Origin of the sequence: Roseomonas mucosa ATCC BAA-692, from assembly GCF_000622225.1 — a bacterium.
GTDB lineage: Bacteria > Pseudomonadota > Alphaproteobacteria > Acetobacterales > Acetobacteraceae > Roseomonas > Roseomonas mucosa.
Genome location: NZ_JHWD01000001.1, coordinates 238,777 through 263,227, shown reverse-complemented (window position 1 = coordinate 263,227; position 24,451 = coordinate 238,777). Strand labels below are relative to the sequence as shown.

The window sequence follows — 24,451 nt, the reverse complement described above, 5'->3', positions numbered from 1 at the left end:
CTCTTCGTGCCGCGCAACTTCCCCCGCTGGCCCGGCGAGGGCAAGACATCCCGGCCTGAACTTGCTGGCCCGCGCTCCATTGCCCGCCTCTCGCCGGATGGCTTATGTTGCGAAGCGAAAACAAGGACGGAGCGGGCATTGCGGTTCGGCTGGGCGTTTTCCCGGTGGCCTGCGGTGGAACGCTGGCTGCGCCCCTGCCTTGCCCTCTTCTTCGTGGCGGCGGGGGGCGCGAAGCTGCTGGGGATGCCGGAGGACGGCGAATTGTTCCGCCAGCTCGGCTATGCGCCCTGGTTCATGTGGCTGACCGGAGCCGTGCAACTGCTGTCCGGCCTGGGCCTGCTGCGTTCCGCAAGCGCGGCCGTCGCGGCCGCCATCCTCGCGGCCAGCTTGGCGGGCGCGGCAGGCAGCCTCCTGTCCAGCGGCGATCCGTGGATGCTGCCGGTGCCCCTGGGCCTGCTCCTGTTGCTTCTGGCCGTCGGCTGGCACAACGCGCCCGTCTGGCTGCGGCAGCACCACGCCCCTTCGGCGGGCCTGGAAGGCGGCGATCGCCCCGGCATGGGCAACGGGTTCCTGCCCGGTGGGCCGGGACTCGCCGGCAATGCGGCCCTCGGCAGCCTCGCCCCTGGCGGCCCCGGCCAACAGAACCAAGGGCGTTCCTACAAGCCTTGGGCGGATCAGTAGTTCTTCCAGAGGCCGGGCGTGGCCAGTTCCACCAGATTCCCGTCCGGGTCGCGGAAATAGACGCTCCGCCCGCCCTTCGGCCAGGACACGCCACCTTCCAGGGGGATGCCGTGCCGGGCCAGCCGCGCCACCCAGGCGTCCAGATCCTCCGGTGCGATGGAGAAGGCGAAATGGATCCGGCCCATGGCGTCGTGGGGCGGGATCATGCCACCCGGCAGGATGGCCGGCTCCGTGGCGGCGCCACGCCGGAACAGCAGCAGCACGCTGCCGGGCCCAGCCGGATAGGCGACCAGCCGGTCGTCGAGGAACATCGGCTCCAGGCCGAGCACCGCCTCGTAGAAATGCCGGGCCCGGCCCAGATCCTCGACATAGAGGCCGGTCTCCAGCACGCTGCCGAGGGGCGGCACCTTGTCCTGCTCCGTCATGGGCCTCCTTTCCTCGATCTCCGTCCGCCTCGGGTCAGTCCGTCACGGGCCGGTCTTCTGCCGGACCATAACAGCCTCTCGCCGGAAGGAACGCCGCCCTTGCGGCGGGGGTGTCTCAGGCCGCCATGCGGCCGCATTCCTCCGCGCAATTGCGGCAGGTCTCGGCGCAGTGGCGCATATGCTCGTCCGCCTCGGAATGGTTGCCGCAGGCCTCGGCGCATTCCCGGCAGATCTCCGCGCATTCGCGGCAGAGATGCGCCATGTGGCGGGAGCCGCGGATCATGAAATCCGCCGCCGTGAGGCAGATCTGCGCGCAGTCCATCATGATCCGCATATGATCCAGCGCGGCATGGCTGCCACCCTTGCCCAGGCAATGGGTGATGCAGCTGAGGCAGGTCCGGTGGCAGTCCAGGCAAGCCTGGATGCAGGCTTCGAGCTTCGGATCGGTCTTCATCGCACACTCCCGTCGTTACGGCCGGTTAGCGCCCTTCCCCCAGGGGAAAGTTTCGCCGAACCGGCCTCCACGCGGGCCGGAGATGCAGAAGGCGCTATGCCTCCCCATCCCGCCGCACCGCGCGGCTGCGCCAGGCGATCGCCAGGCAGGTCAACACCAGCAGGCACAGCGCCAGGCGCAGCCCGGAAAGCTGCGCCAGGAAGCCCAGCAGCGGCGGTCCGCCCAGCAGCCCGCCATAGCCCATGGTGGCCACCATCGCGACGCCCATGCCCGGCGATACGCCCGGGATGCGCCCCGCCGCGCTGAACAGCACGGGAAAGACATTGGACAGGCCCAGCCCGACCAGCACCAGCCCGGCGATGGCGACCTCCGGGCGCGGCACCGCCAGCATCAGCACGAAGCCCGCCGCCGAGAGCAGCGCCCCCAGCCGCAGCACGGATGCGCCACCCAGGCGCCGCACCACCGCGTCGCCGCCCAGCCGCCCCGCCGTCATGGCCAGGGAGAAGCCGGCGAAGCCCAGCGCCGCCACGCCGGCCGGGGCCGCCGCCTCCACCGCCAAGTACAGCGCCGACCAGTCCCCCACCGCCCCCTCCGTCACCAGGGCGAGCAGCGCGATCAGCCCGAGGCCGAAGGTGGCGCGGTTCGGCAGGGCAAGTCCGTGTCCGCCCTCCTCCGGGGCCGCCGGGGCATGGCCCCCGGCATGATCCCTCCGCACCCGCAGCCAGGGCATGGCCAGCAGCACGCAGGCCGCCACCAGCGCCCCGGACACGGCGAGGTTCAGCGGCGCCGCATGGCCAGCGGCGAGCAGCAGCCCCGCCAGCCCCGCCCCGGCCAGCCCGCCCAGGCTGAAGGCCGCGTGGAAGGAGGACATGATGGCGGCGCCCCAGCCGCTCTCCACCACCGTCGCATGGGTGTTCATGGAAACGTCCATCACCCCGTTGCCCGCCCCCAGCAGCACCAGCCCGAGCACCAGCGTGACCAACCCGCCCGCCTGCGGCACCAGCGCCAGCACCAGGGCGAACAGGAGGCCGGAGGCCACGGTCAGCCGGTCGCTGCCCCAGCGCGCCGAGACCTGCCCGGTCAGCGGCATGGCCAGGATGGCGCCGATGGCCATGCCCAGCAGCGCGAGGCCCAGCGCCGCGTCGGACAGGCCGAGGCCCAGCTTGATCGAGGGGATGTTGCCGGCCCAGGCGCCATAGCCGAAGCCGTTGGCGAAGAAGACCAGGGTGGTGGCCAGCCGGGGGCGCGCATCGCGCGCCCGGGCCGCGGCGAAAGGGGCCTCGGGCATGCAGGACTTCTCCCCGGCCGCGCCGTCACGGGAGGCGGCGAGGGCGCCGCCCGTCCCCCGCTACCGGCGCAGCTCCATCTTGATCGGACCCTCGCGATCGCCCCGGGCGAACTGGTCCACCATCGCGTTGCCGGTCTCGCCCAGCGTCGCCGCCGGGCCGGTCCAAACCATCCGCCCCTGATAGATCATCGAGGCCTGGTCGCCGATCCGGCGGGCGCTGTGCATGTCATGGGTGATGGTGATGGCGGTGGCGCCGAGGCGCTTGACGCAATCCACGATCAGCCCGTCGATCACCGCGCCCATGATCGGGTCGAGTCCGGTGGTCGGCTCGTCGAAGAACAGGATGGCGGGCTGCGAGGCGATGGTCCGGGCCAATGCCACGCGCTTCTGCATGCCGCCGGACAGTTCGGAGGGGGACAGGTCCCCCACGCTGCCGGCCAGCCCGACCTGGGCCAGCACCTCGGCCGCCTTGTCGCGCGCCCTGGCCCGGGTGATGCGCTTCTGCTGCAACAGCTTGAAGCAGACATTCTCCCAGACCGGAATGCTGTCGAAGAGCGCGCCGTTCTGGAACAGCATGCCCATGCCGTCCAGCACCGCGCGCCGCTCCGACCGGTCCATGGCCAGCAGGTCCCGCCCGTCCAGCTCGATGCGGCCGGAATCCGGCTGTATCAGGCCCAGGATGCACTTGATCGTGACCGACTTGCCGGAGCCCGAGCCGCCCAGGATCACCATGGACTCGCCCGGCATCACGTCCAGGTCCACGCCGTCCAGCACCTTCTTGGCGCCGAAGGCCTTGTGCAGCCCGCGCAGGCGCAGCTTGGGGGTGGCGCCGCTCATCGGGTGAAGAAGGCCTGGGTCAGAATGTAGTCCAGGAACAGGATCAGGATCGAGGATGACACCACCGCCGAGGTCGTGGCCCCGCCCACCCCCTCCGCGCCGCCGCGCGAGGAATAGCCGCACCAGGTGCCCATCAGCGCCACGACGAAGCCGAAGGCCGCCGCCTTGATCAGGCCGGAAACCACGTCGAAGGCCTGCAACGCGTTCAGCGTGTCGCGGATATAGGACTGGGACACGAAGCCGAGATTGTAGGTGGCCACGATCCAGCCGCCCATCACGCCCAGCGTATCGGCCACCGCCACCAGCAGCGGCATGGCCAGCGTCGCGGCCAGCAGGCGCGGCGCCACGAGGTACTTCATCGGGTCGGTGGACAGGGTGGTCAGCGCGTCCACCTGGTCCGTCACGCGCATCGTGCCGATCTCGGCGGCGAAGGAGGCACCGATCCGGCCCGCCACCATCAGCCCGGCCAGCACCGGCCCCAGCTCGCGCGTCAGCGAGATCACCACCACCGTGGCCATGGCGCTCTGCGCGTTGAAGCGGGAGAAGCCGGTATAGGACTGCAAGGCCAGCACCATGCCGGTGAAGATCGCCGTCAGCGCCACCACCGGCAGGGAGAAATAGGCCACCTCCACGAAGGCGCGGCCGAATTGCCGCAGGTGGTAGGGAGGCCGGAAGAGGTGCGACACGCCCTCCAGCGCGAAGAGCGCGACCGACCCCACCGTCCGGCACAGCCCCAGCACCATCGCGCCGAGCCGCGCCACCGCATCGAGAAGAAGATTCAAGCCGACCGCCGATCCTGCAAACAAGCCGCCATCCGCGAGAGCGTTGTGGAAGCCCGTCCCAGGGGGCTCCCAGGGGGCGGGCCTGTGGGGGCAAGGTCGTCCGGTGCCGCCCAGGGAACCGTCCAGATAGCCGCCCCCTCGCCGCACCGCAATGGCGACCGTCTTCCGGCGGCGGCCCCGGCGGATCACAAGACCCTGGCCGCCCCTCCCCCGCACGGCCCTTGGCGGCACCGCCGGAACGGCGCGTCTCCCTGGGCCGCCGCGACAGCAACGGCCGAAGGCGAGGCGCCCGGTCAGGATGGCGGCACGGTGCAGGCCACCGGGCGGAACTCCACCCTCCGGTCCAGCAGGTCGCTGGCATCGTCCGCGCCGCTGCCGATGATCGGCTCGCTGGCCCCGGCGCCCCGGCTGGCCAGGCGGCCGCCCAGGCCCGGCTGCATGGCGACCAGCCGGTCCCGCACCCGCTCCGCCCGTTGCTGCGACAGGCGCAGATTGGCCTCGGCCGGGCCGCTGGGGCTGGCATGGCCGATCACCTCCAGGCAACCCGGCCCGGCCGCCGTCTGCCGGGCGATCTCGCGCAGCCACATCTCATAGGCGCCGCTCACCGCCGGGTCGCGCCAGAATTCCGCCGAGCCCGGCCGGAAAACGAAGCGCACCGAAAGCCGTCCGCTGGCCAGGCCCAGCTTGACCAGCCCCCGGAAGGCGGCCTCCGCCCCCAGCGGCTGCCGCAGCGCCCGGTTGGCCAAATAGAGCCCGTTATAGACGCGGATCTGCTCGCCCCCCGGCAGGCGGCTCGCTTCCTCATAGGCTGCCAGCGCCTGCCGGTAGCGCCCGGCCTCGTAGGCGCGGATGCCGTCGTTCACCAGCGCGGCCACCCGGAGCTGCCGCAGGTATTCCGGGTCGATGGGGTCGCCGATCCGGCTGCCCACGGTGCGGGCATAGCCCTCCGCCCCCTGTTCCGGCACCCAGGCGGGACTGTTGCGGAAGAAGGGCGTGGGGCGGAGGTTCACCCCGTCCGGCCAGGTCCAGACCTCGGCCTGGGACACGATGCGGCCGCTGCGCAGGTCGCCGATCACCGCCCGGATGCGATAGCCACCGGCCCGGCCGCCCTCCGCCTCCGGAACGGGCGCCAGGGCGCCGAGCAGCACCAGGGGCTGCCGCGCGAGGCCGGCCGCGCCGAAGGACAGAAGCTCGACCTGCGGATAGGAGCGCCGGAGCTGCGCGGCGATCTGCGCCTCGATCGGGCGCGTGGCCTCCACCGGCATACCGCTCCCCTGGTCGATCCAGGGGTCCACCATCATCGGATAGCGCCCGCCCGCATCCGGCGCCCCGAGCTGGGCATTGGCCAGCAGGGAGACGGTAAGGGCCGGGACCGCCCGGCTGAAGGGCAGGGCGATCCGTGCCGGCCCGGTGGACGGTGCGGCGGGTGGCGCGCTGGCGCAGCCCGCCAGCCAGGGCAGCGCCATCACCAGCACCAGCGCCAGCACGCGGGACAGGGCGCGGCGCCGCTCAGCCCGGGCAGTGGCCACGCAGGAAGCTCCGATCGGCAAAACTCAGCCCCTCCCCCAATTGCCCGCGCAGGATGATCGAACGGCAACGCGCCGGATTCGCTGCGGCGGCGCGCAGGCTGGTCGGCTCGGCGCGCAGGGGCCGCGGCGGCGGCTTCGCGGCCCCCCGTTCCATTGGCAGGACCGGCGGAGAAGCAGGCGGCGGGAGGGGCAACGCCTGCATGGCGAGCGCCGGCGCCAGCTCGTCGGAGGCCGGCGCCTCCCCCGCTGCCCCGGCGGGCGCCCGGCTCTCCGGGGATGCCACCAATGGAGATGCCGCCGATGGGGCTTCCGGCAGCGGCGCGACTTCTGCCCCATCCCCCACCGCGGAGAAACCCGGAGGCGGCGGCCCCGCCATCGCCGTCCGGAAGGGCTGGGTCCCGTCCGGAGGGAGAGCTGGCAGTTCCGGCGGCAGCGCGGCGGCCATCGGGGGCGAATCGCCGCCTGCCTCGATCCCGGCGCGGCGCATCTCGATCCGGGACAGTCGATCCAGGGACTGGCGGCGCAACGCGCTCAGCGCCTCCAGCCGCCGCGCCGCGGCGTCATCCACCGCCCGGGCCTCGCCATAGGGCCGCAGAACCGACAGCACCCCGTTCAGCATCCGGTCCATGGCCTGGTCGATCTGTGCCAGCCCTTCACGGATCTGTGCGCCCTCACGCTCCAGCGCCGGCAGGGAATCCGGCAGGGGCGCATCGGCGGGCGGCAGGTCGGGGAGCGGTTCAGGCCCCGCCCCGACCACGGCCGGTTCCCGACCGGACACAGGCCCAGGCGGCGCGGCAGGTTCCAGAAAATCCATGAAGCCCGCCCGGAACAGGGCAAGCAGCATCATGGCCAGCAGGCCACCCATCAGGATTCGCCGCATTCCTCCCGCCTCCCATGCCTTGGCCTGGGTGATCGCCGGACGGATCGTTCCGGGCCCGGCCGCACCACCATCGGGGGAGCGGGGAATTCATGCAAATCGCCGTTGGGCGAGGCCCGCGGTGCGGGGCACCACCCCCCCCGGTTCAGCCCCGGAACCGGGGCCAGGGACCGGGAGGGGGGTTCAGCCCGGCCGGTCACCCGCCATGCGGGTCGTCATGCACCATGTCGAGGTCGCCGAAGCGGGTGAACTCGCCCTCGAAGAACAGCGGGATGGTGCCGGTGGGGCCGTGGCGCTGCTTGGCGATGATCAGCTCGGCCTTGTTGTGCGCGCGTTCCATATCCTGCTGCCACTTGTCCATCGCCTCGGCGTATTTCTCCGAGTTGTCGAAGTTCAGCTGCTTGGGTGCGCGCTGCGCCAGGTAGTACTCGTCGCGATAGACGAACATCACAACGTCGGCATCCTGCTCGATCGAGCCGGACTCACGCAGGTCCGCCAGTTGTGGCCGCTTGTCCTCGCGCGACTCGACCTGCCGGGAAAGCTGGGACAGGGCGATCACCGGCACCGACAGTTCCTTGGCGATGGCCTTCAGCCCCTGGGTGATCTGCGAGATCTCCAGCACGCGGCTTTCCGGCCGAGACCCGGCGGCGGGGCGCATCAGCTGCAGGTAGTCCACCACGATCATGTCCAGCCCGCGCGTGCGCTTGAGCCGGCGGCAGCGAGTGCGCAGCGCCGAGATGGTGATGGCCGGCGTGTCGTCGATGAAGATCGGCAGCGTCGCCAGCTCGCGCGATGTCTCCACGAAACGGTCGAAGTCGCGCTGCGAGATCTCGCCGCGCCGGATGCGGTCGCCCGAGATCCGCGAATTCTCCGACAGAAGACGGGTGGCGAGCTGGTCGGCGCTCATTTCCAGCGAGAAGACCGCCACGCCGCCCTTGGGCACGGCGTTGGGATTTTCCGCCTGGGCCTCGCGCAGGATGGCGCGGGCGGCGCCGAAGGCGATCTTGGTGGCCAGCGCCGTCTTGCCCATGGCCGGGCGCCCGGCCAGGATCAGCAGGTCCGACGGGTGCAGCCCGCCCATCTTGGCATCCACGTCGCGCAGGCCGGTGGAGAGGCCGGAGACGCCGGAGCCGTTGGTGAAGGCCTTCTCCGCCATCTCCACGGCGCGGACCATGGCGCGCTCGAAGGTGATCAGCGCACCCTCGTTGCCGCCTTCCTTGGCGAGATCGAAGAGCGCCTGCTCGGCGGCCTCCAGCTGCTCCTTGCCGTCCAGCTCGGCCTCGACCCCGAAGGCGCGGTTCACCACCACCTCGCCCAGGTCGATCAACTGCCGCCGCAGCCAGGCGTCGTGGATGACCTTGGCGTATTCGCCGGCATTGATGATGCCCACCATGGCGGAAAGGAGCTGCGCCAGGTAGGCCGGGCCGCCCACCTCGTCGAGCTGGCCTGAATGCTCGAACTCGGCCCGCAGCGTCACCGCGTCGGCGAGCTGCCCCGCCTCGATTCGCCGTTGGATGGAGGCATAGATCCGGCCATTCACCGGATCGGCGAAATGCTCCGATGCCAGGAATTCCGAGACCCGCTCATAGGCCTTGTTGTTGGCCAGAAGGGCCCCCAGCAAGGCCATCTCCGCCTCCAGATTCTGCGGAGGCAGGCGCTGGGACAGGCCCAGCAGGCCGCTGTTCTGGTCGAGCGCGTTCATCCCGCCAGTCTAGCCTCTTTCCGTTTCCGCCGTCCCCTCCCGCGCCGCTGTGGACAAGTGTGGATTCTGGGGATGATCCATGGAACCCATTGAAAAAGTTCTTTTATCCTGGAGAATGAGAATGGCTGGCGGTCCGGGCCAAGCCACCCCGGCCGTCCCAGCCTCACCGCTGGCCTCACTGCTGGCCTCACTGGGGCGTGAACGGAAAGCGGGCCGCCCCTGGCGCTCCAGGGGTCCACGCCCCCGCCCCCGGATGCTAGCCCCCTCCCCCATGGCTGACTTCTACCCGCTGCCGCCCTTCTTTCTCGGAATGGGGCTGCTCCTGGCACTGGCCGCCACCCCGCTCTGCCGCCCGGCGGATGCCCCGCCGGGACAGGCGGCCAGCCGCATGCCGGCCCTGGACGGGCTGCGCGGCATCCTCGCCCTGGCGGTCTTCTTCCACCACGCCGCCATCTATCCCCGCCTCCTGGCCGGACAGGGCTGGGGCCTGCCGCCAGCCCATGCCTATGCGGTGATGGGCAAGGGGGCGGTGGGGATGTTCTTCATCATCACCGGCTACCTCTTCTGGGCCAAGCTGCTGCGGAAGGAAGGGCGTCCCTCCTGGCTGGCTCTCTATGCCGGGCGCCTTTTCCGCATCGGCCCGCTCTACCTCGTCGTCATCCTCGCCATGCTGGCCCTGCTGTTCGGCCGGGATGGCGGGGAGCTGCGGGAGCCCGCCACCCAGGTCGCCGGCCAGGTGGGCGAATGGCTGCTGCTCGGCGCCGGCAACCGGCCCGACGTGAACGCCCATGCCGGCACCAACCTGCTCACCGCCGGCGTCACATGGACCCTGCAATACGAGTGGATCTTCTATGCCAGCCTGCCCCTGGCCGCCCTGCTGGCCCGCACCGGGCGGCGGGAGACCTGGCTCACCCTGGCGCTGCTGCTGCTCTGCCTCGCCTGGGCGGGCGGGCATCTGGGGCCATGGGCCGGGGCGGACGAGCCCGGCTTCGTGACGCTTTTCCTGATCGGGATGAGCTGCGCCTCGCTGGAGGCCCGCGGTCTCGGCCGCACGCTTTCGGGCCCCGGCACCTCCCCCCGGGCCGACCGTGCCGCCTCGGTGCTGGTGGTGGGGCTGGTCGCCATCTGGTTCGGCGCCGTGCCCCTGCCGAACGACGCCATCGCCCTGGCCGTCATGGGACTGGTCTTCTGGCTGGTCCGCTCCGGCTGCACCGTCTTCGGCCTGCTCACCCTGCGCGCCACGCGACGCCTCGGCGATGCCAGCTACGGTATCTACCTCCTGCACGGGCTGGTGCTGGCCCTGGCCTTCGCCTTTCCCTGGGTGAAGCAGGCCGCCGCCACCCCGCTCGGCTTCTGGTCGGTGGTGATCGCCTGCGGCATCCCGCTCATCGCCCTGGCCACCCTGCTCCACGCCCTGGTGGAACAGCCCGGCATCCGGGCCGGCCGCCGGGTCGCCCGCTGGATCGGCAATCGGCGCTTCCGGACCGCTCCGGCGAAAGGCTGAGGTGGCGCGGCCTCCCGGCTACGTTCCTCCTTGTGGCCGGCCTCGTGGGAGAGGCGCCGCCTCTCCCACACCCTGTCCGCGCGGATGGCAACGGCAATCCGCCGGAGAGCATGGCTCTCCGGCGCGATCCGGCCACAGGGAGAGCCAGCTCATCGGGTCCAGGGCCCGCAGGGTCCTGGCGGACAGGGGGTCCGGGGCGAAAGGCAGCGCCTTTCCCCCGGGAACAGAGCAACGCCGGACCACAGCGGCCAGGGAAAGCCGCCTGTGACGTCAGGCCAGTTGCGCCCTGATCCCCTCCGGCATCGGCTGATGTTCCGCCTCGTACATGTAGTCCCGCGACAGCGGCAGGGCATCGACGCTGCGGGTGAGCTGAAGCTGCCAGTTCATGTGCCCCATCCGCCGGAAGGCGAGTTCGGAACCGACGAGGTAGAACTCGAACATGCGGCAGAAGCGTTCGTCGTAGAGGGACTGGATGGTGTCCCGGTTCGCGGCGAAGCGGCGGCGCCAGTGGGCCAGCGTCTTGGCATAGTGCAGGCGCAGGATCTCGATATCCGTGGCCCAGAGCTTCTCCTTCTCCACCGCCGCCATCACCTCGCTCAAGGCGGGCGAGTAGCCGCCGGGGAAGATGTACTTGGCGATCCAGGGGTTGGTGGAACCCGGCCCGTCGGCCCGGCCGATCGCGTGGATCAGCGCCGCGCCGTCCTCCTTCAGGATCTCGCGCACCTTGCGGAAGAAGGTGCGGTAGTGGCCGACGCCCACATGCTCGAACATGCCCACCGAGACGATCCTGTCCATCGGCCGGTTCCAGGCGCGGTAGTCCATCAGCTCGAAGCGGACACGGTCGGCGAGCCCGGCCTCCTCGGCCCGCTTGCGTGCCTCCGCCAGCTGCTCGGTGGACAGGGTCAGCCCGGTCACGCGGGCACCGTATTCCTTCGCCAGGGTCAGGGCCATGCCGCCCCAGCCGCAGCCGATGTCCAGCACCTCCAGATCCGGCTGGTCCAGCTTCAGCTTGGCAGCGATGTGGCGCTTCTTGAGAAGCTGCGCCTCCTCCAGCGTCTCGTCCCCCTTCGGGAAATAGGCGCAGGAATACTGCCGGTCGCGATCCAGGAAGAGGCTGTAGAGCCGGCTGTCGAGATCATAGTGGTGGGCGACGTTGCGACGGGAGCGTCCGGCCGGGTTGAGCTGGTCGAAACGGCGGCGCAGCCACCGGACCCGTTCCAGAACCATCTCGGCCCCCGGCGGGGTCTCGATGTAGTTCATGGCCAGCACGTCCATCAGCTCGAAGAGGCTGCAGCCCGCGGGCTCGATCTGCCCGTCCATGAAGGATTCGCCGACGCCCAGGCCCGGGTTCAGCACGATGCGGCGGATTGCCGCCATGTCGTTGATCCGCATCCCGGCTTCGGGGCCGGGTTCGCGCCCCTGGAAGACCGTGGTCCGGCCTCCCGGTTCGTGCAGCACCAGACGTCCTCGTCTGATCATCCGCGACAGCATTGCATGCAGCATCGCCGCATATCCTCCGCTGGCATGTGTACCGATGGCGGAAGCTGAAGACGCCGAGGCATGGCTGTCCAGCACCCGGTTGCATGGGACCATGGCACCACTGTCGCCTGAAAGGCACGATGAGATAAATTTAATGCAACATGCAGGCTAACTATTTCTGTACCGAAAGTTTAACGCACTGTTTCATGACACTTTTTCGTCAGGAAACATGAAAAACCCTGTCTCTGACAGTTTCGGGACGGGTCTTCCCGCACACGCAAACATGAAAATGGCGGCGTTGCCGCCGCCATTTTCAGCCGAGGGACTCCAGCGCCCGCCCAGGGCAGTCACCCGGGCGGTTGCACGAGGGGCCGTTACTCGCGGGCGGCGCCCAGCTCGGACAGCTCGGCGGCCAGCTCGGCCTCCAGGCTCTCCTCCTCGGCCTGCTGCTCGGCGTGCAGGTCCTCGCCACGGGCCTGCTTGTCGGCCTCTTCCACGGTGCGGGCGACATTCACCGTCACCGGGAAATCGACCTCCGGATGAAGGGCGACATGCACGATGTGCAGGCCGGTGTCCTTGATCGGGTGCTGCAGCAGCACCTGGTCGCGGCCCACCGTCAGGCCGGCATCCTTGCAGGCATCGGCGATGTCGCGGGAGGTGACGGAACCGTACAGGTTGCCGCCCTCGCCCGCCTGACGGATCAGGGTCACGGAGAGCCCGTCCATGCGCTCGGCGACGCGCTCGGCCTCCTCGCGCCGCTTGAGGTTCTGGGCCTCGAGCTGCGAACGCTCCTCGTCGAAGCGCTTGAGGTTGGCGGCATTGGCGCGGATCGCCTTGCCCTGGGGGAGCAGGTAGTTGCGGGCGTAGCCCGGGCGGACGGTCACGCGCTCGCCCATCTGGCCGAGATGCGGGACCCGCTGCATCAGGATGACTTCGATCATCGGGTTTGTTCTTTCAGGATTGAGGGGGCTTGCGCCCGAACTGTTCGAACAGGCCGAGGCCGACCACGAGGGCCGCGGCCGGAACGGAGAAGAGGACAAGAACGAGATAGAAGAGCACCAGCACCGGACCGCGTGCCCGCCTGTGCACCGCCGCCAGCCCCTGCAGGAACAGGGGCGTCAGCAGTGCCGTCGCCACCACGCTGGCCATCAGCCCCGGCGCCATCCAGGCGGCGGCGAGCGCCGCGACCGGCAGCACCGGGTACCAGGAGGGCAGCCGGGCCGAGGACCAGTCGGGGGCCGGGCGCAGCGCCAGCCGCCGGCGGGACAGCCAGGCCTGGGCGCCGATGCCGCAGAGCATCAGCGGCAGGGCCAGCGCCGCGCTGGCGAAGGCGATGCCCATGCGCACCAGCGCCGCGACGGTGGCATCGTCGGCGGTGATTGCGGCCTCCTGCAGCACCGGCTTGATCTGGTCCACGATCGCCTGCTCCAGAACCTCCCCGGTGACGAGGAGGGAGGCGACGCCGGTGATCGCGGGCCAGATGCCCAGCAACGCCAGGGGCAGCGACAACTCCAGCCGGTCCGGCCGTCGCAGCGCGGCGGCGAGGATGGTCACCGCCGGCAGCGCTGCCACCAGCAGGAAGACCACCGCGCCGTGGAAGCCCACCACCAGCAGTAGCGCCAGCGCGGCCAGGGCCGCCCCCAGCGCCGCCGAGAACTGTCCCAGCGAGAGCCCCGCCAGGAAGAGCGGTAGCGACGACGCCCAGAGCAGCAGCGTGCCGAGCGGCAGGCCACGGAAGGCCCAAAGGCAGGCGGCCGCGCAGGCAAAGCCCGCCGCGCCGCCCGCCAGGATCCGCGGGTCGTTCAGGACACCAGCCGTGGGGCGCATCGCCGCCACCTTTCCCTATCCCGTTCCGTTCTCTGTTCCGTGCCGTCCGTCAGTCGTTGATGACGTAGGGCAGCAGCGCCAGGAAGCGGGCGCGCTTGATGGCGTTCGCCAGCTCGCGCTGCTTCTTGGCGGAGACCGCCGTGATGCGGGAGGGCACGATCTTGCCGCGCTCGCTCAGGAAGCGGCTCAGCAGGCGCACGTCCTTGTAGTCGATCTTCGGCGCGTTCGGGCCGGAGAAGGGGCAGGACTTGCGGCGGCGATAGAACGGACGGCGGGCGCCGACGGCCGGGCGGCGGGCGGCGGGCGTCATGTCGGTGTTCGTGTCGGACATCGTGTCTTACTCCTCGCCCTGCGGCTGCTCGATCTCGTCGCGCGGACGCGCACGGAATTCCTCGCGGTCGTCGCGGTCGCGGCGGCCCGAGGAGAAGCGGCCGGCCGGGCGCGGGCCACGGAAGCCACGGTCGCGCTCACGATCCTCGCCACGGCGGGCCAGGATGGCGGAGGGCTCGTCCGTGATCTCTTCCACGCGCAGCGTCATGTGGCGCAGCACGTCCTCGTTCAGGCCGAGCTGGCGGGCGACTTCCTGCTCGACGGCGGGGGCGCAGTCGAGGCCGAGGAGCATGTAGTGCCCCTTGCGGTTCTTCTTGATGCGGTAGGCGAGGCCACGGAGGCCCCAGTACTCGCGCTTCTTCACCTCGCCGCCAGCCTCGGTCAGGATGGCGGTGACCTGATCGGCCACGGCCTCGACCTGCTGCTGCGTGAGCTCGTTACGTGCGATCAGCACGGTTTCGTAAAGCGGCATGAATTCTCCCTGCGGATGTCTCAGCCCATGGCCGTCATGGCGGGATGCCATGGGCGCGAACAGGCATAGCCGGGCGCGATGCCTCACGCCCGGCAGGGTGCGGCGCGTTTAGACGGGTTTGCGCGGGAAGGGAAGGCGAATCCGCCCCCTCCCCCGCGAGCCAGCCATGCGGGCCGGCAGGTGGTGTCAGCCGTGGGGCCTGAACACCACCTTGATGCAGTTGTCCTTCTTCTCGCGGAAGGTGTCGTAGAGGTCCGGTCCGTCCTCCAGGCTGCTGGAACGGTGGGTGATGATGAAGGAGGGGTCGATCTCCCCCTTCCGGATCCGCTCCAGCAGGGGCTTCATGTAGCGGTGCATATGGGTCTGGCCCGTCCTCATGGTCAGGCCCTTGTTCATGAAGGCCCCCATGGCCACCGGGTCGAAAGCCACATAGACCCCCGGCACGGACACGATGCCCCCCGGACGGCAGGCCAGGATTGCCTGGTTCAGGGCGAAGGCGCGCTCCATGCTGATGGTCTTGCTCATCACCGCCGAGGCGACCTTCTGCACCAGCGTGTCGGCGCCATGGCTTTCCATGCCGACCGCCTCGATCACCGCGTCGGGGCCCAGCCCCTTGGTGAGCTCCAGGATGCTCTCCTGCACCTTGCCCTCGGCATAGTCGATCACCTCGGCCCCGGCCTCCCGCGCCATGGCGAGCCGCTCCGGCACCGTGTCGATGGCGATCACCCGCGCCGCGCCCAGCAGGAAGCACGACTTGATGGTGAGGATGCCGACCGGGCCGCAGCCCCAGACGGCGATGGTCTCACCGCCTTTGATGTCGCAATGGTCGGCAGCCATGTAGGCCGTGGGGAAGATGTCGGAGAGAAAGAGCACCTGCTCGTCCGACAGATCCTCCGGCACCTTCAGATGGGTCACGTCGGCATAGGGGATGCGCAGATACTCCGCCTGCCCGCCCGGGAAGCCGCCGGTGATATGCGAGTAGCCGAAGAGCCCGGCGGTGGCGTAGCCGAACTGCTCCGCCTGCATCTTGCCGTTGGGGTTGGTGCGCTCGCAGAGGCTCCAGTTGCCCCATTGGCACTGCCGGCAGGCGCCGCAGCAGATGGTGAAGGGCACCACGATCCGGTCGCCGACCTTCAGCGCCGTGTTCTCCTTGCCGACCTCGACCACCTCGCCCATGCATTCATGGCCGAGCACGTCGCCCTTCTCCATGGTCGGGACATAACCGCCCATCAGGTGGAGGTCGGAGCCGCAGATGGCGCAGGCCGTCACCTTGATGATGGCATCGCGCCCGTCCTGGATCTGCGGATCGGGCACGGTCTCGCAGCGGATGGTGCCGCGGCCCTGCCAGGTGAGTGCCTTCATGACCGGTTCTTCCCGAATGACGTGGACCGGCCAGAAACGTTCCGGGGCGGTGCGCTGTTGCGTACCGCCCGATCAAGTCATTCGTGAAAACAAGGATCTGGACGTTATAACATCGCCCTCGGCCTGCTGCCGGTCAGGCGGCCACGGCCTGCCGCACCGCCGCCAGCGCCTCGTTGGCCTTGCCGGCCTCCGGCCCGCCCGTCTGCGCCATGTCCGGCCGCCCGCCGCCGCCCTTGCCGCCCACGGCGGCGGAGGCGGCGCGCACCAGTGCCACGGCATCGGCCCGGCCCTTCGCCGCCTCGCCGATGCCGACCACGATGCTGGCCTTGCCCTCGGCGGTGGAGACCAGCGCCACCACATCCGCCGTGCCGCCCTTCAGGATGGCATCGGCGATGCCCTTCAGGTCCTTGGCCGGGGTGTCGCCCAGGTCGCGCAGCGCAAGGCGGAGGCCGTTCACCTCCTCCACCTCGGCGGCGGCCCCGCCGGTGGCCAGCTTCTTGCGCAGCTCGGCCACGTCGCGCTCCAGCCTGCGCCGCTCCTCCAGCAGGGCGGTGACGCGGGCCGGCACCTCGGCGGTGGTGCTCTTCAGCGCGGCGGCGGCGTCGCGCAGCGTGCGCTCGGCGCCCTCGACCAGGGTCAGGGCGGACTGGCCCGTCACCGCCTCGATGCGGCGGACGCCAGCGGAAACGGCACCCTCGGAAACGATCTTGAACAGGCCGATATCGCCGGTGCGGGCGACATGCGTGCCGCCGCAGAGTTCCAGCGAATAGACGCCGTGCTTCTCGGTGGCGGCGGGGTCCTCGCCCATGCCGACCACGCGGACCTCGTCGCCATACTTCTCGCCGAACAGCGCCATGGCGCCCGCCTCGACCGCCGCCTCGGGCGTCATCAGCCGGGTGGTCACGGCGGTGTTCTGGCGGATGCGGGCATTCACCTCGCCCTCGACCCAGGCGAGATCCTCGGGCGTCATCGGCGTGGGCTGGGAGACGTCGAAGCGCAGCCGGTCCGGCGCGTTCAGCGAGCCCTTCTGCGCCACATGCGTGCCCAGCCGCCGCCGCAGCGCCTCGTGCAGCAGGTGCGTCGCGGAGTGATGGGCGCGGATCTCGCCGCGGCGGGCATGGTCCACCTCCGCCTGCACCGCCTGGCCGGGCTTCGCCTCGCCATGCGCCACGGTGCCGAGATGCACGAAGAGGCCCAGCTTCTTCTGCGTGTCGCGCACCACGATGCGCGCGCCATCGGCGGCGGTGATCAGCCCGGTGTCGCCGACCTGGCCGCCGCTCTCGGCATAGAAGGGGGTCTGGTTCAGGATCACCGCGACCTCGGTGCCGGCCGGGGCGGCATCCACCACCTTGCCGTCCGCGACCACGGCCAGGATCTCGGCCTCGGCGCTCTCGGTGGAGTAGCCGAGGAACTCGCTGGCGCCGATCTGCTCCTTCAGGTCGAACCAGAGCGTCTCGGTGGCGGCCTCGCCCGAGCCGGCCCAGGCGGCGCGGGCACGGCGCTTCTGCTCGGCCATGGCGGCCTCGAAGCCCTCGACATCCACCGGGCGGCCCTCGGCGCGCAGCGCGTCCTGTGTCAGGTCGAGCGGGAAGCCGAAGGTGTCGTAGAGGCGGAAGGCGACCTCGCCCGGCAGGGGCTGGCCCTCGCCCAGCCGGCCCGTCTCCTCGGCCAGCAGGCCCAGGCCGCGGTCCAGCAGGGTGCGGAAACGCGTCTCCTCCAGCCGGAAGGTCTCCTCGATCAGCGGCTGCGCGCGCACCAGCTCCGGATAGGCGGCGCCCATCTGGCGCACCAGCACCGGCACCAGCTTCGCCAGCAGCGGCTCGCGCGAGCCCATCATCTGGGCATGGCGCATGGCGCGGCGGAGGATGCGGCGGAGCACGTAGCCGCGCCCCTCGTTGGAGGGCAGCACGCCGTCGGCGATCAGGAAGGAGCCGGAGCGCAGGTGGTCCGCCACCACGCGGTGGCTGGCCTTGAAGGGTCCGTCCGCCGCCTGCCCCACCAGCTCGGCGCTGGCGGCGATCAGGGCGCGGAAGGTGTCCGTGTCGTAGTTGTCGTGCACGCCCTGCAGGATCGCGGCGAAGCGCTCCAGCCCCATGCCCGTGTCGATCGAGGGGCGGGGCAGCGGCGCGCGCACGCCCGGCGGCCCTTCCTCGTACTGCATGAAGACGAGGTTCCAGATCTCGATGAAGCGGTCGCCATCCTCGTCCGGTGAGCCCGGCGGGCCGCCCGGGATGGAGGGGCCGTGGTCGTAGAAGATCTCGGAACAGGGGCCGCAGGGGCCGGTATCGCCCATCCGCCAGAAATTGTCGGAGGTCGGGATGCGGATGATCCGCTGGTCCGGCAGGCCGGCGATCTTGCGCCACAGCGCCGCCGCGTCCTCGTCCTCGGAATAGACCGTGACGAGCAGCTTCTCCTTCGGAAGGGCGAAGTCCTTTGTCAGCAGGGTCCAGGCATGGGTGATCGCCTGTTCCTTGAAATAGTCACCGAAGGAGAAGTTTCCCAGCATCTCGAAGAAGGTATGGTGCCGGGCGGTGTAGCCCACGTTGTCCAGGTCGTTGTGCTTGCCGCCGGCGCGCACGCATTTCTGTGCCGTGGTCGCCGTGGAATAGGGCCGGCGCTCCTGCCCCGTGAAGACGTTCTTGAACTGGACCATGCCGCTGTTGGTGAACATCAGCGTCGGGTCGTTGCGCGGCACGAGCGGCGAGCTCTCGACCACCTGGTGCCCGTTGCGGGCGAAGTAGTCCAGGAAGGTGGCGCGGATGTCGTTGCTGCTGGTCATCGGCCGGCGCTGGTCTTCTCGGGCAGGGAATGGAACCCCTGCGGCATAGCGCGGCACGGCGCCCGGCGCAAAGGGGCGGCCACTTTTCCCCGCCACGGCCCCGCCTGCGCACCGCGCCTCCCCGTCCGGAGGCACCCCGGAATCCCCCTCCCGGATCGGGCCGTGCAGCCCCTCGCGGCAGCCCCTCGCGCACGGGGAACCCTCCGCCAGCGGAGGGGACCAGCGGCGGGGGAACGGGCCGGGAGCGGGGGTGACAGTGCCGCCCGCCTGTCGGATGATCGCCGCAGCAACGCCCCCGGCCCGGCCTCTCCCAGGTCCGGAAGCAAGAGGGCGGCGGGAGAAGACATCCATGCCCCATCCGACCCGGCGCCTCCTGGGTGCCGCCGCCCTGGCCGCCCTTCCGGCCCTTGCCCTGCCCGGCCGGCCCGCGCTGGCGCAGGCAAAGCCGGCCACGCCCTGGCCCGAGCGGACGACCCGCATCGTCGTGCCCTTCCCCCCGGCCGGCACCACCGACATCCTGGCGCGCATCCTGGCCGACCGGCTCGGCTCCAGGCTCGGCGTGGCGGTGGTGGTCGAGAACCGGGCGGGCGCGGCCGGGGTGATCGGCAGCGAGGCCGTGGTGCGCGCCGAACCGGACGGCACCACCCTGCTGATGACCACGATCGGCACGGGCGCCATCAACTACGCCCTCTACGGCAAGACGCTGACCTTCAAGCCGCAGGACCTCGTCGCCGTCTCCAACATGGCGAAGCTGCCGAACGTCATCATGGTGCCCGCCACCTCGCCGCTGAAGACGCTGCCGGACTTCGTCGCGGCGGCACGGAAGAGCCCGGGCATGACCTTCGCCAGTTCGGGCAACGGCACCAGCCTGCACCTGACCGGGGAGCTGCTGAAGCTGGAGGCCGGGATCGACCTGACCCATGTGCCCTATCGCGGCGCCGGGCCGATGATCACCGATGTCATCGCCGGGCGGGTGGACATGGCGGTGGACAACCTCCCCTCCTCGCTGGGCCATATCAAGGATGGCCGGCTGCGCGCGCTGGCCGTCACCAGCGCCGAGCGCAGCCCGGCCCTGCCGGAGGTGCCCACCACCACCGAGGCGGGGCAGCCGGGGGTGCAGGCCCTGGCCTGGTTCGGCATCCAGGCCCCGGCCCGGATGTCGCGCCCGCTGGTGGACCGCCTGGCCACGGAGATCCGCGCCGCGCTGGCCGAGCCGGCCACCATCGCCAAGGTGCGGGAGCAAGGCGCCGAGCCGGTGGGCGACACGCCGGAGGAGTTCGAGGCCTTCATCGCCTCCGAGATCACGCGCTGGGGCGAGGTCGTGCGGAGGGCCAAGGTGACGGTGGACTGAGCCGATGCCCATGCCGAGGGAACGTGTCCTGGTCACCGGCGGTGCCTCCGGGATCGGGCGTGCGGTGGCGGAACGCTGCCGCGAGGACGGCTACGAGCCGGTGGTGATCGACATCGAGGGCGAGGAAGGGGACGGCATCCTGCGCGCCGACCTGTCCGACCCGGCGCAGACCGCCCGGGCGCTGGAACAGGCGCTGCGGGCCGGGCCGATCACCCGGCTGGTGAACAATGTCGGCGTGGTCCTGCCCGGGCCGGTGGAGGAGCAGGACCTCACCACCCTGGACCGCGCCGTGGCGCTGAACCTGCGCTGCGCCCTGCAATGCCTGCAGGCGCTGCTGCCGGGGATGAAGGAGGCCGGCTTCGGCCGGGTGGTGAACGTCTCCTCCCGCGCCGCGCTCGGCAAGGAATGGCGCAGCGCCTATGCCGCGACCAAGGCCGGGCTGATCGGCATGACGCGGGTCTGGGCGCTGGAACTCGGCCCCCGGGGGATCACCGCCAACGCGGTCGGCCCCGGCCCGATCCGCACCGCGCTGTTCGACCGCGCCAACCCGCCCGGCAGCGAGCGGACCCGCGCCATCACCGAGAACATCCCCGTCCGCCGCATGGGCCGGCCGGAGGACGTGGCGCAGGCCGTGTCCTTCCTGCTCGACGCGCGCAGCGGCTTCGTGACCGGGCAGGTGCTCTATGTCTGCGGCGGCATGACGGCGGGCGCGGCGGGGGTCTGACCCCGCCCGCCCCGGGCGCAGATCTCCCGCAGCACCACGGCGTTGTTGTGGGCCACGTCCCGCGCCCCGAAGAGCAGCGTGACCCGCCGGTGCCGCGCCACCTCGGCCCGCAGGCTTTCCAGGGCGGGGCTGCCGCGCAGCTCCGCCCGGTAGCGGGTGCGGAACTCCGTCCAGCGGGCCGGGTCGTGCCCGAACCACTGGCGCAGCGCGTTGCTGGGCGCGACTTCCTTCAGCCACAGGTCGATCCAGGCTCCGTCGCGCCGCAGCCCGCGCGGCCAGAGACGGTCCACCAGGATGCGGAACCCGTCCGCCTCCTCCGGCGGATCATAGACCCGCCGGATCCGGACCTCCGGCACGACCCGGCGCCCGGTCATGCCGGAGGAACCTCCGCCAGCGCTTCCGGGGAACCATCCCCCGGCGCGCCCTCCATCCCCAGCCTCTGACGCAACACGGGGGCGGTCGGGCCCAGCATGTCGCGCAGCGTCCGCCCGTCCAGCACCGCCATGAAGGCACCCAGGGCCTCGGCCAGCGCGCCTTGGAGGCGGCAGGCCCCCGAGATGGCGCAACCCACGCCCGGCAGCGGCGTGCCGTCCGGGGCGAAGCAGGTGACCAGGGCCAGGTCCTCCTCCGTCGCCCGCACCACGTCGCCGATGCGGATCTCCTCCGGCGGACGGGCCAGGCGCAGCCCGCCGCCCCGCCCGCGCAGCGTCTCCACGAAACCCGCCTGGCCCAGCCGGTGCACCACCTTGGTCAGGTGGTTCTCGGAAATCCGGTAGGCCTTCGCGATCTCGGCGATGGAGACCAGCCGCTGCGGCCGCAGACCCAGGAAGATCAGCGTGCGCAGCGCGTAGTCGGAATGCAGGGTCAGGCGCATGGATAAGATGTATTCCCTTTACACCTTTTTGCCAGGAGATTATAAGATGCATATCGAATGCACCTTATGGAGCTGGCCATGCCCAGGCCCCTCGGCGAGAACACCATCCGCATCGTGAAGGCGACCGTGCCGGCGCTGGAAGCGCACGGCCTGGCCATCACCCGACGCATGTACGAGCGGATGTTCCAGAACCCGGAGATCCGCGACCTGTTCAACCAGTCGCACCACGGCGAGACGGGCTCCCAGCCCCGCGCCCTGGCGGCGGCGGTGCTGGCCTATGCGCAGAACATCGACAATCTCGGCGTGCTCGGCCATGCGGTGGAACGCATCGCGCAGAAGCATGTCGGGCTGAACATCCTGCCCGAGCACTACCCGCACGTGGCGACCTCGCTGCTCGGCGCCATCCAGGACGTGCTGGGCGAGGCGGCGACGCCGGAGATCCTGACCGCCTGGGGCGAGGCCTACTGGTTCCTGGCGGAGCTGCTGATCGGGCGCGAGGCCGAGATCTACCGCGACCAGGCCATGGCGCCCGGCGGCTGGAGCGGCTGGCGCGACTTCCGCGTCGCCGAGAAGCGGGAGGAGAGCGGGATCGTCACCTCCTTCGTGCTGGAGCCGGTGGATGGTGCCCCGGTGGTGCGGCACCGTCCCGGCCAGTACCTGACCTTCTGGCTCGACCTGCCGGGCCAGCATCCGCTGAAGCGGAACTACAGCATCTCCTCCGCCCCCGACGACCGGCGCTACCGGATCAGCGTCAAGCGCGAGCCGATGGGCGTGGTGTCCAACTGGCTGCACGACGTGGTCCAGGCGGGCACGGTGCTGAAGGTGGGCGTGCCGGCCGGCGAGTTCTTCCTGGAGACCCGCCAGCAAGAGCGTCCGGTGGTGCTGCTGAGCGGCGGCGTCGGGCTGACGCCGATGCTGAGCATGCTGGAAAGCATCGCGGCGGAACGGCCGGATCTGGAGGCGCACTACATCCACGGCACGCGCAACAGCGGCACCCACGCCATGGGCGCCCGCACGCGGGAGCTGGCGGCTGAAAACCCGCGCATCCACGTCACCACCTTCTACGAGGCGCCGCATTCCCATGACGTCGCCGGCCGCGACTACGACGTGGCCGGCTGCATCAGCCCGGAATGGCTCCTCGCCAACACCCCGGCGCGGGAGGCGGACATCTTCCTTTGCGGCCCACGTCCCTTCCTGCGCCTCTTCGTGAACGGGCTGGCCCAGGCCGGCGTGCCGGCGGACCGCATCCACTACGAGTTCTTCGGCCCGGCCGACGAACTCCTGGCCGCCTGAGGTCCGGCCCCTCCCCACGGACGGCCGTTCCCACGTTCCGCTCCGTGGCAGCCCCCCGGGGGAGAGGCCCTGCCTCTCGCCCCGGACCCCACTCCGCCGGGGACCGAGGCCGGTCCCCGGACCCCGGGCTTTGGTTGTCGCTGATGGTAATCGTCAGCCTGACGCCCGACCCCTGGGAGCAGGCGGCACCGTGGGGCTCCCGAGCAGAGAAAAACACCCTGTCCGCGCTCGTGGCACCGGCAGTCCGCCGGAGAGCGATGCTCTCCGGCGCGATCAGGCGCCGGCAGGGGCCAACTCATCGGGTCCAGGGCGCGCAGCGTCCTGGCGGATGGGGGGCCGGGGGTGAAGGCAGAGCCTTCCCCCCGGGACAGAGCAACGCCGAGGGTTCAGGACCAGGCGTCCTTCAGCCGGTAGTACGCGCCGACGAGGGGCATGAACCAGGGCGGGCCGAAATGCCCGGGCACCGGCTTCCAGTCCAGGCCGCGCAGGGGGTTGGCCTGTGGCTCCCCGGCCATGACGCGGGCCATCTGCTGGCCCATATGCACCGACATCTGGGTGCCATGGCCGCTGTAGCCCATGGCGTAGAACAGCCCGTCCTGCTCGCCCGCGCGCGGCAGGCGGTCGGCGGTGAGATCGACGATGCCGCCCCAGCAGTAATCGATGCGAGGCCGGTCGAGCTGCGGGAAGGTGCGGTGCAGCCCGGCCTGCAACACCCGGCCGCTCTTCGTGTCGGAACTGGGCGAGGACAGCGCGAAGCGCGCCCGCCCGCCCCAGATCAGCCGGTTGTCGGGCGAGATACGGAAGTAGTTTCCGACATTCAGCGTCGTGGTGGCGGTGCGACGCGTCGGCATGATGGAAGCGAGCTGCGCCGCCGCCAGCGGCTCGGTGGCGATGATGAAGCTGCCGATCGGGATCACGCGCCGGCGAAAGAAGAAGGGCATCCGCGGGCTGTAGCCGGTGGCGAGCAGAACCTGCGATGCCTCCAGCACTCCGCGCGGCGTGGTGATGCGGTGCGCCGTGCCGTTCAGCCGCTGCAGCGCGGTCATCGGCGCATCCTCGAAGATCACGGCACCATGGCGCTTCGCCGCATCCGCCAGGCCGGCGCCGAAGCGGCCCATGTGCATCTGCGCGCTCTTCCGGTAGAGCAGCCCGCCGAAGAAGGCGTCGGAGCCGACCTCGTCGCGGATGCGCTCGCGCGGCACCAGCGCCGTCTCGGCATCCACCTCGCGGTTCAGCAGGTCGAAGCCGCGCGCGATGGATTCGTAATGCGCCGGCCTGGCCGCCAGCTTGATCTTGCCGCCGCGGCGGAAGTCGCAGGCGATCTGCTCTTCCCGCACGATGCGTTCCACCGTGTCCACCGCATCGTCATAGGCGCGGTACAGCGCCCGCGCCGCCTCCAGCCCCAGCCGCGCGGCCAGGCCACCGATGTCGTGCGCGGTGCCGTTGTTCACATGGCCGCCGTTGCGGCCCGAGGCCTGCCCGGCGACCTTCCCGGCCTCCAGCACCACCACGCGCGCCCCGCGTTGCGCCAGGGCCAGCGCGGCGGAGAGTCCGGTGAAGCCGCCGCCGATCACGGCCACATCCGCCCGCCCTTCCACTGGCCTCATGGCCGCCCCGGCGAAGGGGGTGGCGGTGTCCTGCCAATAGGACAACAGCTTCATCGCCCGGCCCCCGCGCCGCCACGGGCACGATCCGCCTTGCCGGCCCGCCATCGCCTGGACCGGTTCCCTGCCTGTTCCACCGGGCTCGCGCTCCTGCCATCCGGCTCTGCGTCGTGACACCCGCGGGCGGCGCCGAATCGCCCCGGCCGTCATGCCAGAAATGTGCCGGAATTCCTCGCCCACGCCACGCGGCACGGGAAGTGCAACCGGGCTTTGCTTT

Annotated in this window: 23 protein-coding genes; 5 read left to right on the top strand and 18 right to left on the bottom strand. The window is 70.8% G+C overall.

Going from position 1 to position 24,451, the window contains the following annotated elements:
- Positions 1 to 174: 174 nt before the first annotated feature.
- Positions 175 to 681, top strand: a complete 507-nt coding sequence (locus BT98_RS25830; RefSeq protein ID WP_157223111.1) for a DoxX family protein — start codon at positions 175 to 177, stop codon at positions 679 to 681.
- Here BT98_RS25830 and BT98_RS0101250 read toward each other — a convergent pair.
- The 8 genes from BT98_RS0101250 to BT98_RS0101215 all read right to left on the bottom strand — a co-directional run bounded on the left by BT98_RS0101250 (position 675) and on the right by BT98_RS0101215 (position 8,575).
- The gene (locus BT98_RS0101250; protein WP_019461283.1) at positions 675 to 1,106 is read right to left on the bottom strand and encodes a VOC family protein; all 432 of its coding nucleotides are present in this window, start codon (positions 1,104 to 1,106) and stop codon (positions 675 to 677) included. The genes BT98_RS25830 and BT98_RS0101250 overlap by 7 nt on opposite strands.
- Positions 1,107 to 1,221: 115 nt before the next feature.
- Positions 1,222 to 1,560 (bottom strand): four-helix bundle copper-binding protein, encoded by a 339-nt coding sequence (locus BT98_RS0101245; RefSeq protein ID WP_019461282.1) that lies wholly within the window; start codon positions 1,558 to 1,560, stop codon positions 1,222 to 1,224.
- 94 nt (positions 1,561 to 1,654) lie between these two features.
- Complete coding sequence (locus BT98_RS22790; RefSeq protein WP_019461281.1) at positions 1,655 to 2,848, bottom strand: MFS transporter; 1,194 nt, start codon at positions 2,846 to 2,848, stop codon at positions 1,655 to 1,657.
- A gap of 60 nt (positions 2,849 to 2,908) precedes the next feature.
- Entirely contained in the window at positions 2,909 to 3,685 is a 777-nt protein-coding gene (locus BT98_RS0101235) for an ABC transporter ATP-binding protein (RefSeq protein ID WP_019461280.1), read from the bottom strand.
- On the bottom strand, positions 3,682 to 4,467 hold the full coding sequence (locus tag BT98_RS0101230; RefSeq protein WP_019461279.1) for an MlaE family ABC transporter permease: 786 nt from the start codon (positions 4,465 to 4,467) through the stop codon (positions 3,682 to 3,684). Before BT98_RS0101230 ends, BT98_RS0101235 begins: the two co-directional genes overlap by 4 nt.
- A gap of 293 nt (positions 4,468 to 4,760) precedes the next feature.
- Positions 4,761 to 5,996 (bottom strand): OmpA family protein, encoded by a 1,236-nt coding sequence (locus tag BT98_RS22785; RefSeq protein ID WP_019461278.1) that lies wholly within the window; start codon positions 5,994 to 5,996, stop codon positions 4,761 to 4,763.
- Positions 5,977 to 6,876, bottom strand: coding sequence for a hypothetical protein (locus BT98_RS0101220; protein ID WP_147292446.1), 900 nt, complete (start codon positions 6,874 to 6,876; stop codon positions 5,977 to 5,979). Before BT98_RS0101220 ends, BT98_RS22785 begins: the two co-directional genes overlap by 20 nt.
- A gap of 193 nt (positions 6,877 to 7,069) precedes the next feature.
- Positions 7,070 to 8,575: a replicative DNA helicase gene (locus tag BT98_RS0101215; protein ID WP_019461277.1), complete on the bottom strand. Its 1,506-nt coding sequence runs from the start codon at positions 8,573 to 8,575 to the stop codon at positions 7,070 to 7,072.
- Positions 8,576 to 8,846: 271 nt separating this feature from the next.
- Between BT98_RS0101215 and BT98_RS0101210 the strand changes: the two genes are divergently transcribed.
- Positions 8,847 to 10,079 carry an acyltransferase family protein gene (locus BT98_RS0101210; RefSeq protein WP_019461276.1) on the top strand — a complete coding sequence of 411 codons (1,233 nt, stop codon included), beginning with the start codon at positions 8,847 to 8,849 and terminating at the stop codon, positions 10,077 to 10,079.
- 270 nt (positions 10,080 to 10,349) lie between these two features.
- Here BT98_RS0101210 and BT98_RS0101205 read toward each other — a convergent pair whose 3' ends face one another.
- The 7 genes from BT98_RS0101205 to alaS form a co-directional block, all read right to left on the bottom strand.
- A complete protein-coding gene (locus BT98_RS0101205) occupies positions 10,350 to 11,582 on the bottom strand; it encodes an SAM-dependent methyltransferase (protein WP_019461275.1) in 1,233 nt (410 codons plus the stop codon).
- A 350-nt stretch (positions 11,583 to 11,932) separates the two neighbouring features.
- Positions 11,933 to 12,499, bottom strand: a complete 567-nt coding sequence (gene rplI, locus BT98_RS0101200) for a 50S ribosomal protein L9 (RefSeq protein WP_019461274.1) — start codon at positions 12,497 to 12,499, stop codon at positions 11,933 to 11,935.
- Positions 12,500 to 12,512: 13 nt separating this feature from the next.
- Positions 12,513 to 13,385, bottom strand: coding sequence for a hypothetical protein (locus tag BT98_RS0101195; protein ID WP_019461273.1), 873 nt, complete (start codon positions 13,383 to 13,385; stop codon positions 12,513 to 12,515).
- Positions 13,386 to 13,434: 49 nt separating this feature from the next.
- Positions 13,435 to 13,716, bottom strand: a complete 282-nt coding sequence (gene rpsR / locus BT98_RS0101190; RefSeq protein ID WP_019461272.1) for a 30S ribosomal protein S18 — start codon at positions 13,714 to 13,716, stop codon at positions 13,435 to 13,437.
- Positions 13,717 to 13,722: 6 nt separating this feature from the next.
- The gene (gene rpsF, locus BT98_RS0101185) at positions 13,723 to 14,187 is read right to left on the bottom strand and encodes a 30S ribosomal protein S6 (protein ID WP_027297127.1); all 465 of its coding nucleotides are present in this window, start codon (positions 14,185 to 14,187) and stop codon (positions 13,723 to 13,725) included.
- 186 nt (positions 14,188 to 14,373) lie between these two features.
- Positions 14,374 to 15,549: a zinc-dependent alcohol dehydrogenase gene (locus BT98_RS0101180; protein ID WP_027297126.1), complete on the bottom strand. Its 1,176-nt coding sequence runs from the start codon at positions 15,547 to 15,549 to the stop codon at positions 14,374 to 14,376.
- A 133-nt stretch (positions 15,550 to 15,682) separates the two neighbouring features.
- Complete coding sequence (alaS, locus tag BT98_RS0101175) at positions 15,683 to 18,328, bottom strand: alanine--tRNA ligase (RefSeq protein WP_027297125.1); 2,646 nt, start codon at positions 18,326 to 18,328, stop codon at positions 15,683 to 15,685.
- A gap of 349 nt (positions 18,329 to 18,677) precedes the next feature.
- Between alaS and BT98_RS0101170 the strand changes: the two genes are divergently transcribed.
- Together BT98_RS0101170 and BT98_RS0101165 are read left to right on the top strand one after the other, a co-directional pair.
- Positions 18,678 to 19,679: a Bug family tripartite tricarboxylate transporter substrate binding protein gene (locus tag BT98_RS0101170; protein ID WP_027297124.1), complete on the top strand. Its 1,002-nt coding sequence runs from the start codon at positions 18,678 to 18,680 to the stop codon at positions 19,677 to 19,679.
- A gap of 10 nt (positions 19,680 to 19,689) precedes the next feature.
- Complete coding sequence (locus tag BT98_RS0101165; protein WP_027297123.1) at positions 19,690 to 20,403, top strand: SDR family oxidoreductase; 714 nt, start codon at positions 19,690 to 19,692, stop codon at positions 20,401 to 20,403.
- Here BT98_RS0101165 and BT98_RS22780 read toward each other — a convergent pair.
- On the bottom strand, positions 20,361 to 20,777 hold the full coding sequence (locus BT98_RS22780) for a DUF488 domain-containing protein (RefSeq protein WP_051544231.1): 417 nt from the start codon (positions 20,775 to 20,777) through the stop codon (positions 20,361 to 20,363). The two genes, BT98_RS0101165 and BT98_RS22780, sit on opposite strands and share 43 nt — an antisense overlap.
- Complete coding sequence (locus BT98_RS0101155) at positions 20,774 to 21,277, bottom strand: Rrf2 family transcriptional regulator (protein ID WP_027297122.1); 504 nt, start codon at positions 21,275 to 21,277, stop codon at positions 20,774 to 20,776. Before BT98_RS0101155 ends, BT98_RS22780 begins: the two co-directional genes overlap by 4 nt.
- A gap of 78 nt (positions 21,278 to 21,355) precedes the next feature.
- Between BT98_RS0101155 and hmpA the strand changes: the two genes are divergently transcribed.
- Entirely contained in the window at positions 21,356 to 22,570 is a 1,215-nt protein-coding gene (gene hmpA / locus BT98_RS0101150) for an NO-inducible flavohemoprotein (protein WP_026032887.1), read from the top strand.
- A 386-nt stretch (positions 22,571 to 22,956) separates the two neighbouring features.
- Here the strand turns inward: hmpA and BT98_RS0101145 are convergent, their stop codons facing one another.
- Positions 22,957 to 24,231 carry an NAD(P)/FAD-dependent oxidoreductase gene (locus tag BT98_RS0101145; protein WP_019463395.1) on the bottom strand — a complete coding sequence of 425 codons (1,275 nt, stop codon included), beginning with the start codon at positions 24,229 to 24,231 and terminating at the stop codon, positions 22,957 to 22,959.
- Positions 24,232 to 24,451 lie beyond the last annotated feature (220 nt).

Bases quoted from the DNA above. Each gene is read 5' to 3' on its own strand.
- BT98_RS0101250 (WP_019461283.1), bottom strand. From the start codon at position 1,106: ATGACGGAGCAGGACAAGGTGCCGCCCCTCGGCAGCGTGCTGGAGACC.
- BT98_RS0101245 (WP_019461282.1), bottom strand. From the start codon at position 1,560: ATGAAGACCGATCCGAAGCTCGAAGCCTGCATCCAGGCTTGCCTGGAC.
- BT98_RS22790 (WP_019461281.1), bottom strand. From the start codon at position 2,848: ATGCCCGAGGCCCCTTTCGCCGCGGCCCGGGCGCGCGATGCGCGCCCC.
- BT98_RS0101235 (WP_019461280.1), bottom strand. From the start codon at position 3,685: ATGAGCGGCGCCACCCCCAAGCTGCGCCTGCGCGGGCTGCACAAGGCC.
- BT98_RS0101220 (WP_147292446.1), bottom strand. From the start codon at position 6,876: ATGCGGCGAATCCTGATGGGTGGCCTGCTGGCCATGATGCTGCTTGCC.
- BT98_RS0101215 (WP_019461277.1), bottom strand. From the start codon at position 8,575: ATGAACGCGCTCGACCAGAACAGCGGCCTGCTGGGCCTGTCCCAGCGC.
- BT98_RS0101210 (WP_019461276.1), top strand. From the start codon at position 8,847: ATGGCTGACTTCTACCCGCTGCCGCCCTTCTTTCTCGGAATGGGGCTG.
- BT98_RS0101205 (WP_019461275.1), bottom strand. From the start codon at position 11,582: ATGCTGCATGCAATGCTGTCGCGGATGATCAGACGAGGACGTCTGGTG.
- rplI (WP_019461274.1), bottom strand. From the start codon at position 12,499: ATGATCGAAGTCATCCTGATGCAGCGGGTCCCGCATCTCGGCCAGATG.
- BT98_RS0101195 (WP_019461273.1), bottom strand. From the start codon at position 13,385: ATGCGCCCCACGGCTGGTGTCCTGAACGACCCGCGGATCCTGGCGGGC.
- rpsR (WP_019461272.1), bottom strand. From the start codon at position 13,716: ATGTCCGACACGAACACCGACATGACGCCCGCCGCCCGCCGCCCGGCC.
- rpsF (WP_027297127.1), bottom strand. From the start codon at position 14,187: ATGCCGCTTTACGAAACCGTGCTGATCGCACGTAACGAGCTCACGCAG.
- BT98_RS0101180 (WP_027297126.1), bottom strand. From the start codon at position 15,549: ATGAAGGCACTCACCTGGCAGGGCCGCGGCACCATCCGCTGCGAGACC.
- alaS (WP_027297125.1), bottom strand. From the start codon at position 18,328: ATGACCAGCAGCAACGACATCCGCGCCACCTTCCTGGACTACTTCGCC.
- BT98_RS0101170 (WP_027297124.1), top strand. From the start codon at position 18,678: ATGCCCCATCCGACCCGGCGCCTCCTGGGTGCCGCCGCCCTGGCCGCC.
- BT98_RS0101165 (WP_027297123.1), top strand. From the start codon at position 19,690: ATGCCGAGGGAACGTGTCCTGGTCACCGGCGGTGCCTCCGGGATCGGG.
- BT98_RS22780 (WP_051544231.1), bottom strand. From the start codon at position 20,777: ATGACCGGGCGCCGGGTCGTGCCGGAGGTCCGGATCCGGCGGGTCTAT.
- BT98_RS0101155 (WP_027297122.1), bottom strand. From the start codon at position 21,277: ATGCGCCTGACCCTGCATTCCGACTACGCGCTGCGCACGCTGATCTTC.
- hmpA (WP_026032887.1), top strand. From the start codon at position 21,356: ATGCCCAGGCCCCTCGGCGAGAACACCATCCGCATCGTGAAGGCGACC.
- BT98_RS0101145 (WP_019463395.1), bottom strand. From the start codon at position 24,231: ATGAAGCTGTTGTCCTATTGGCAGGACACCGCCACCCCCTTCGCCGGG.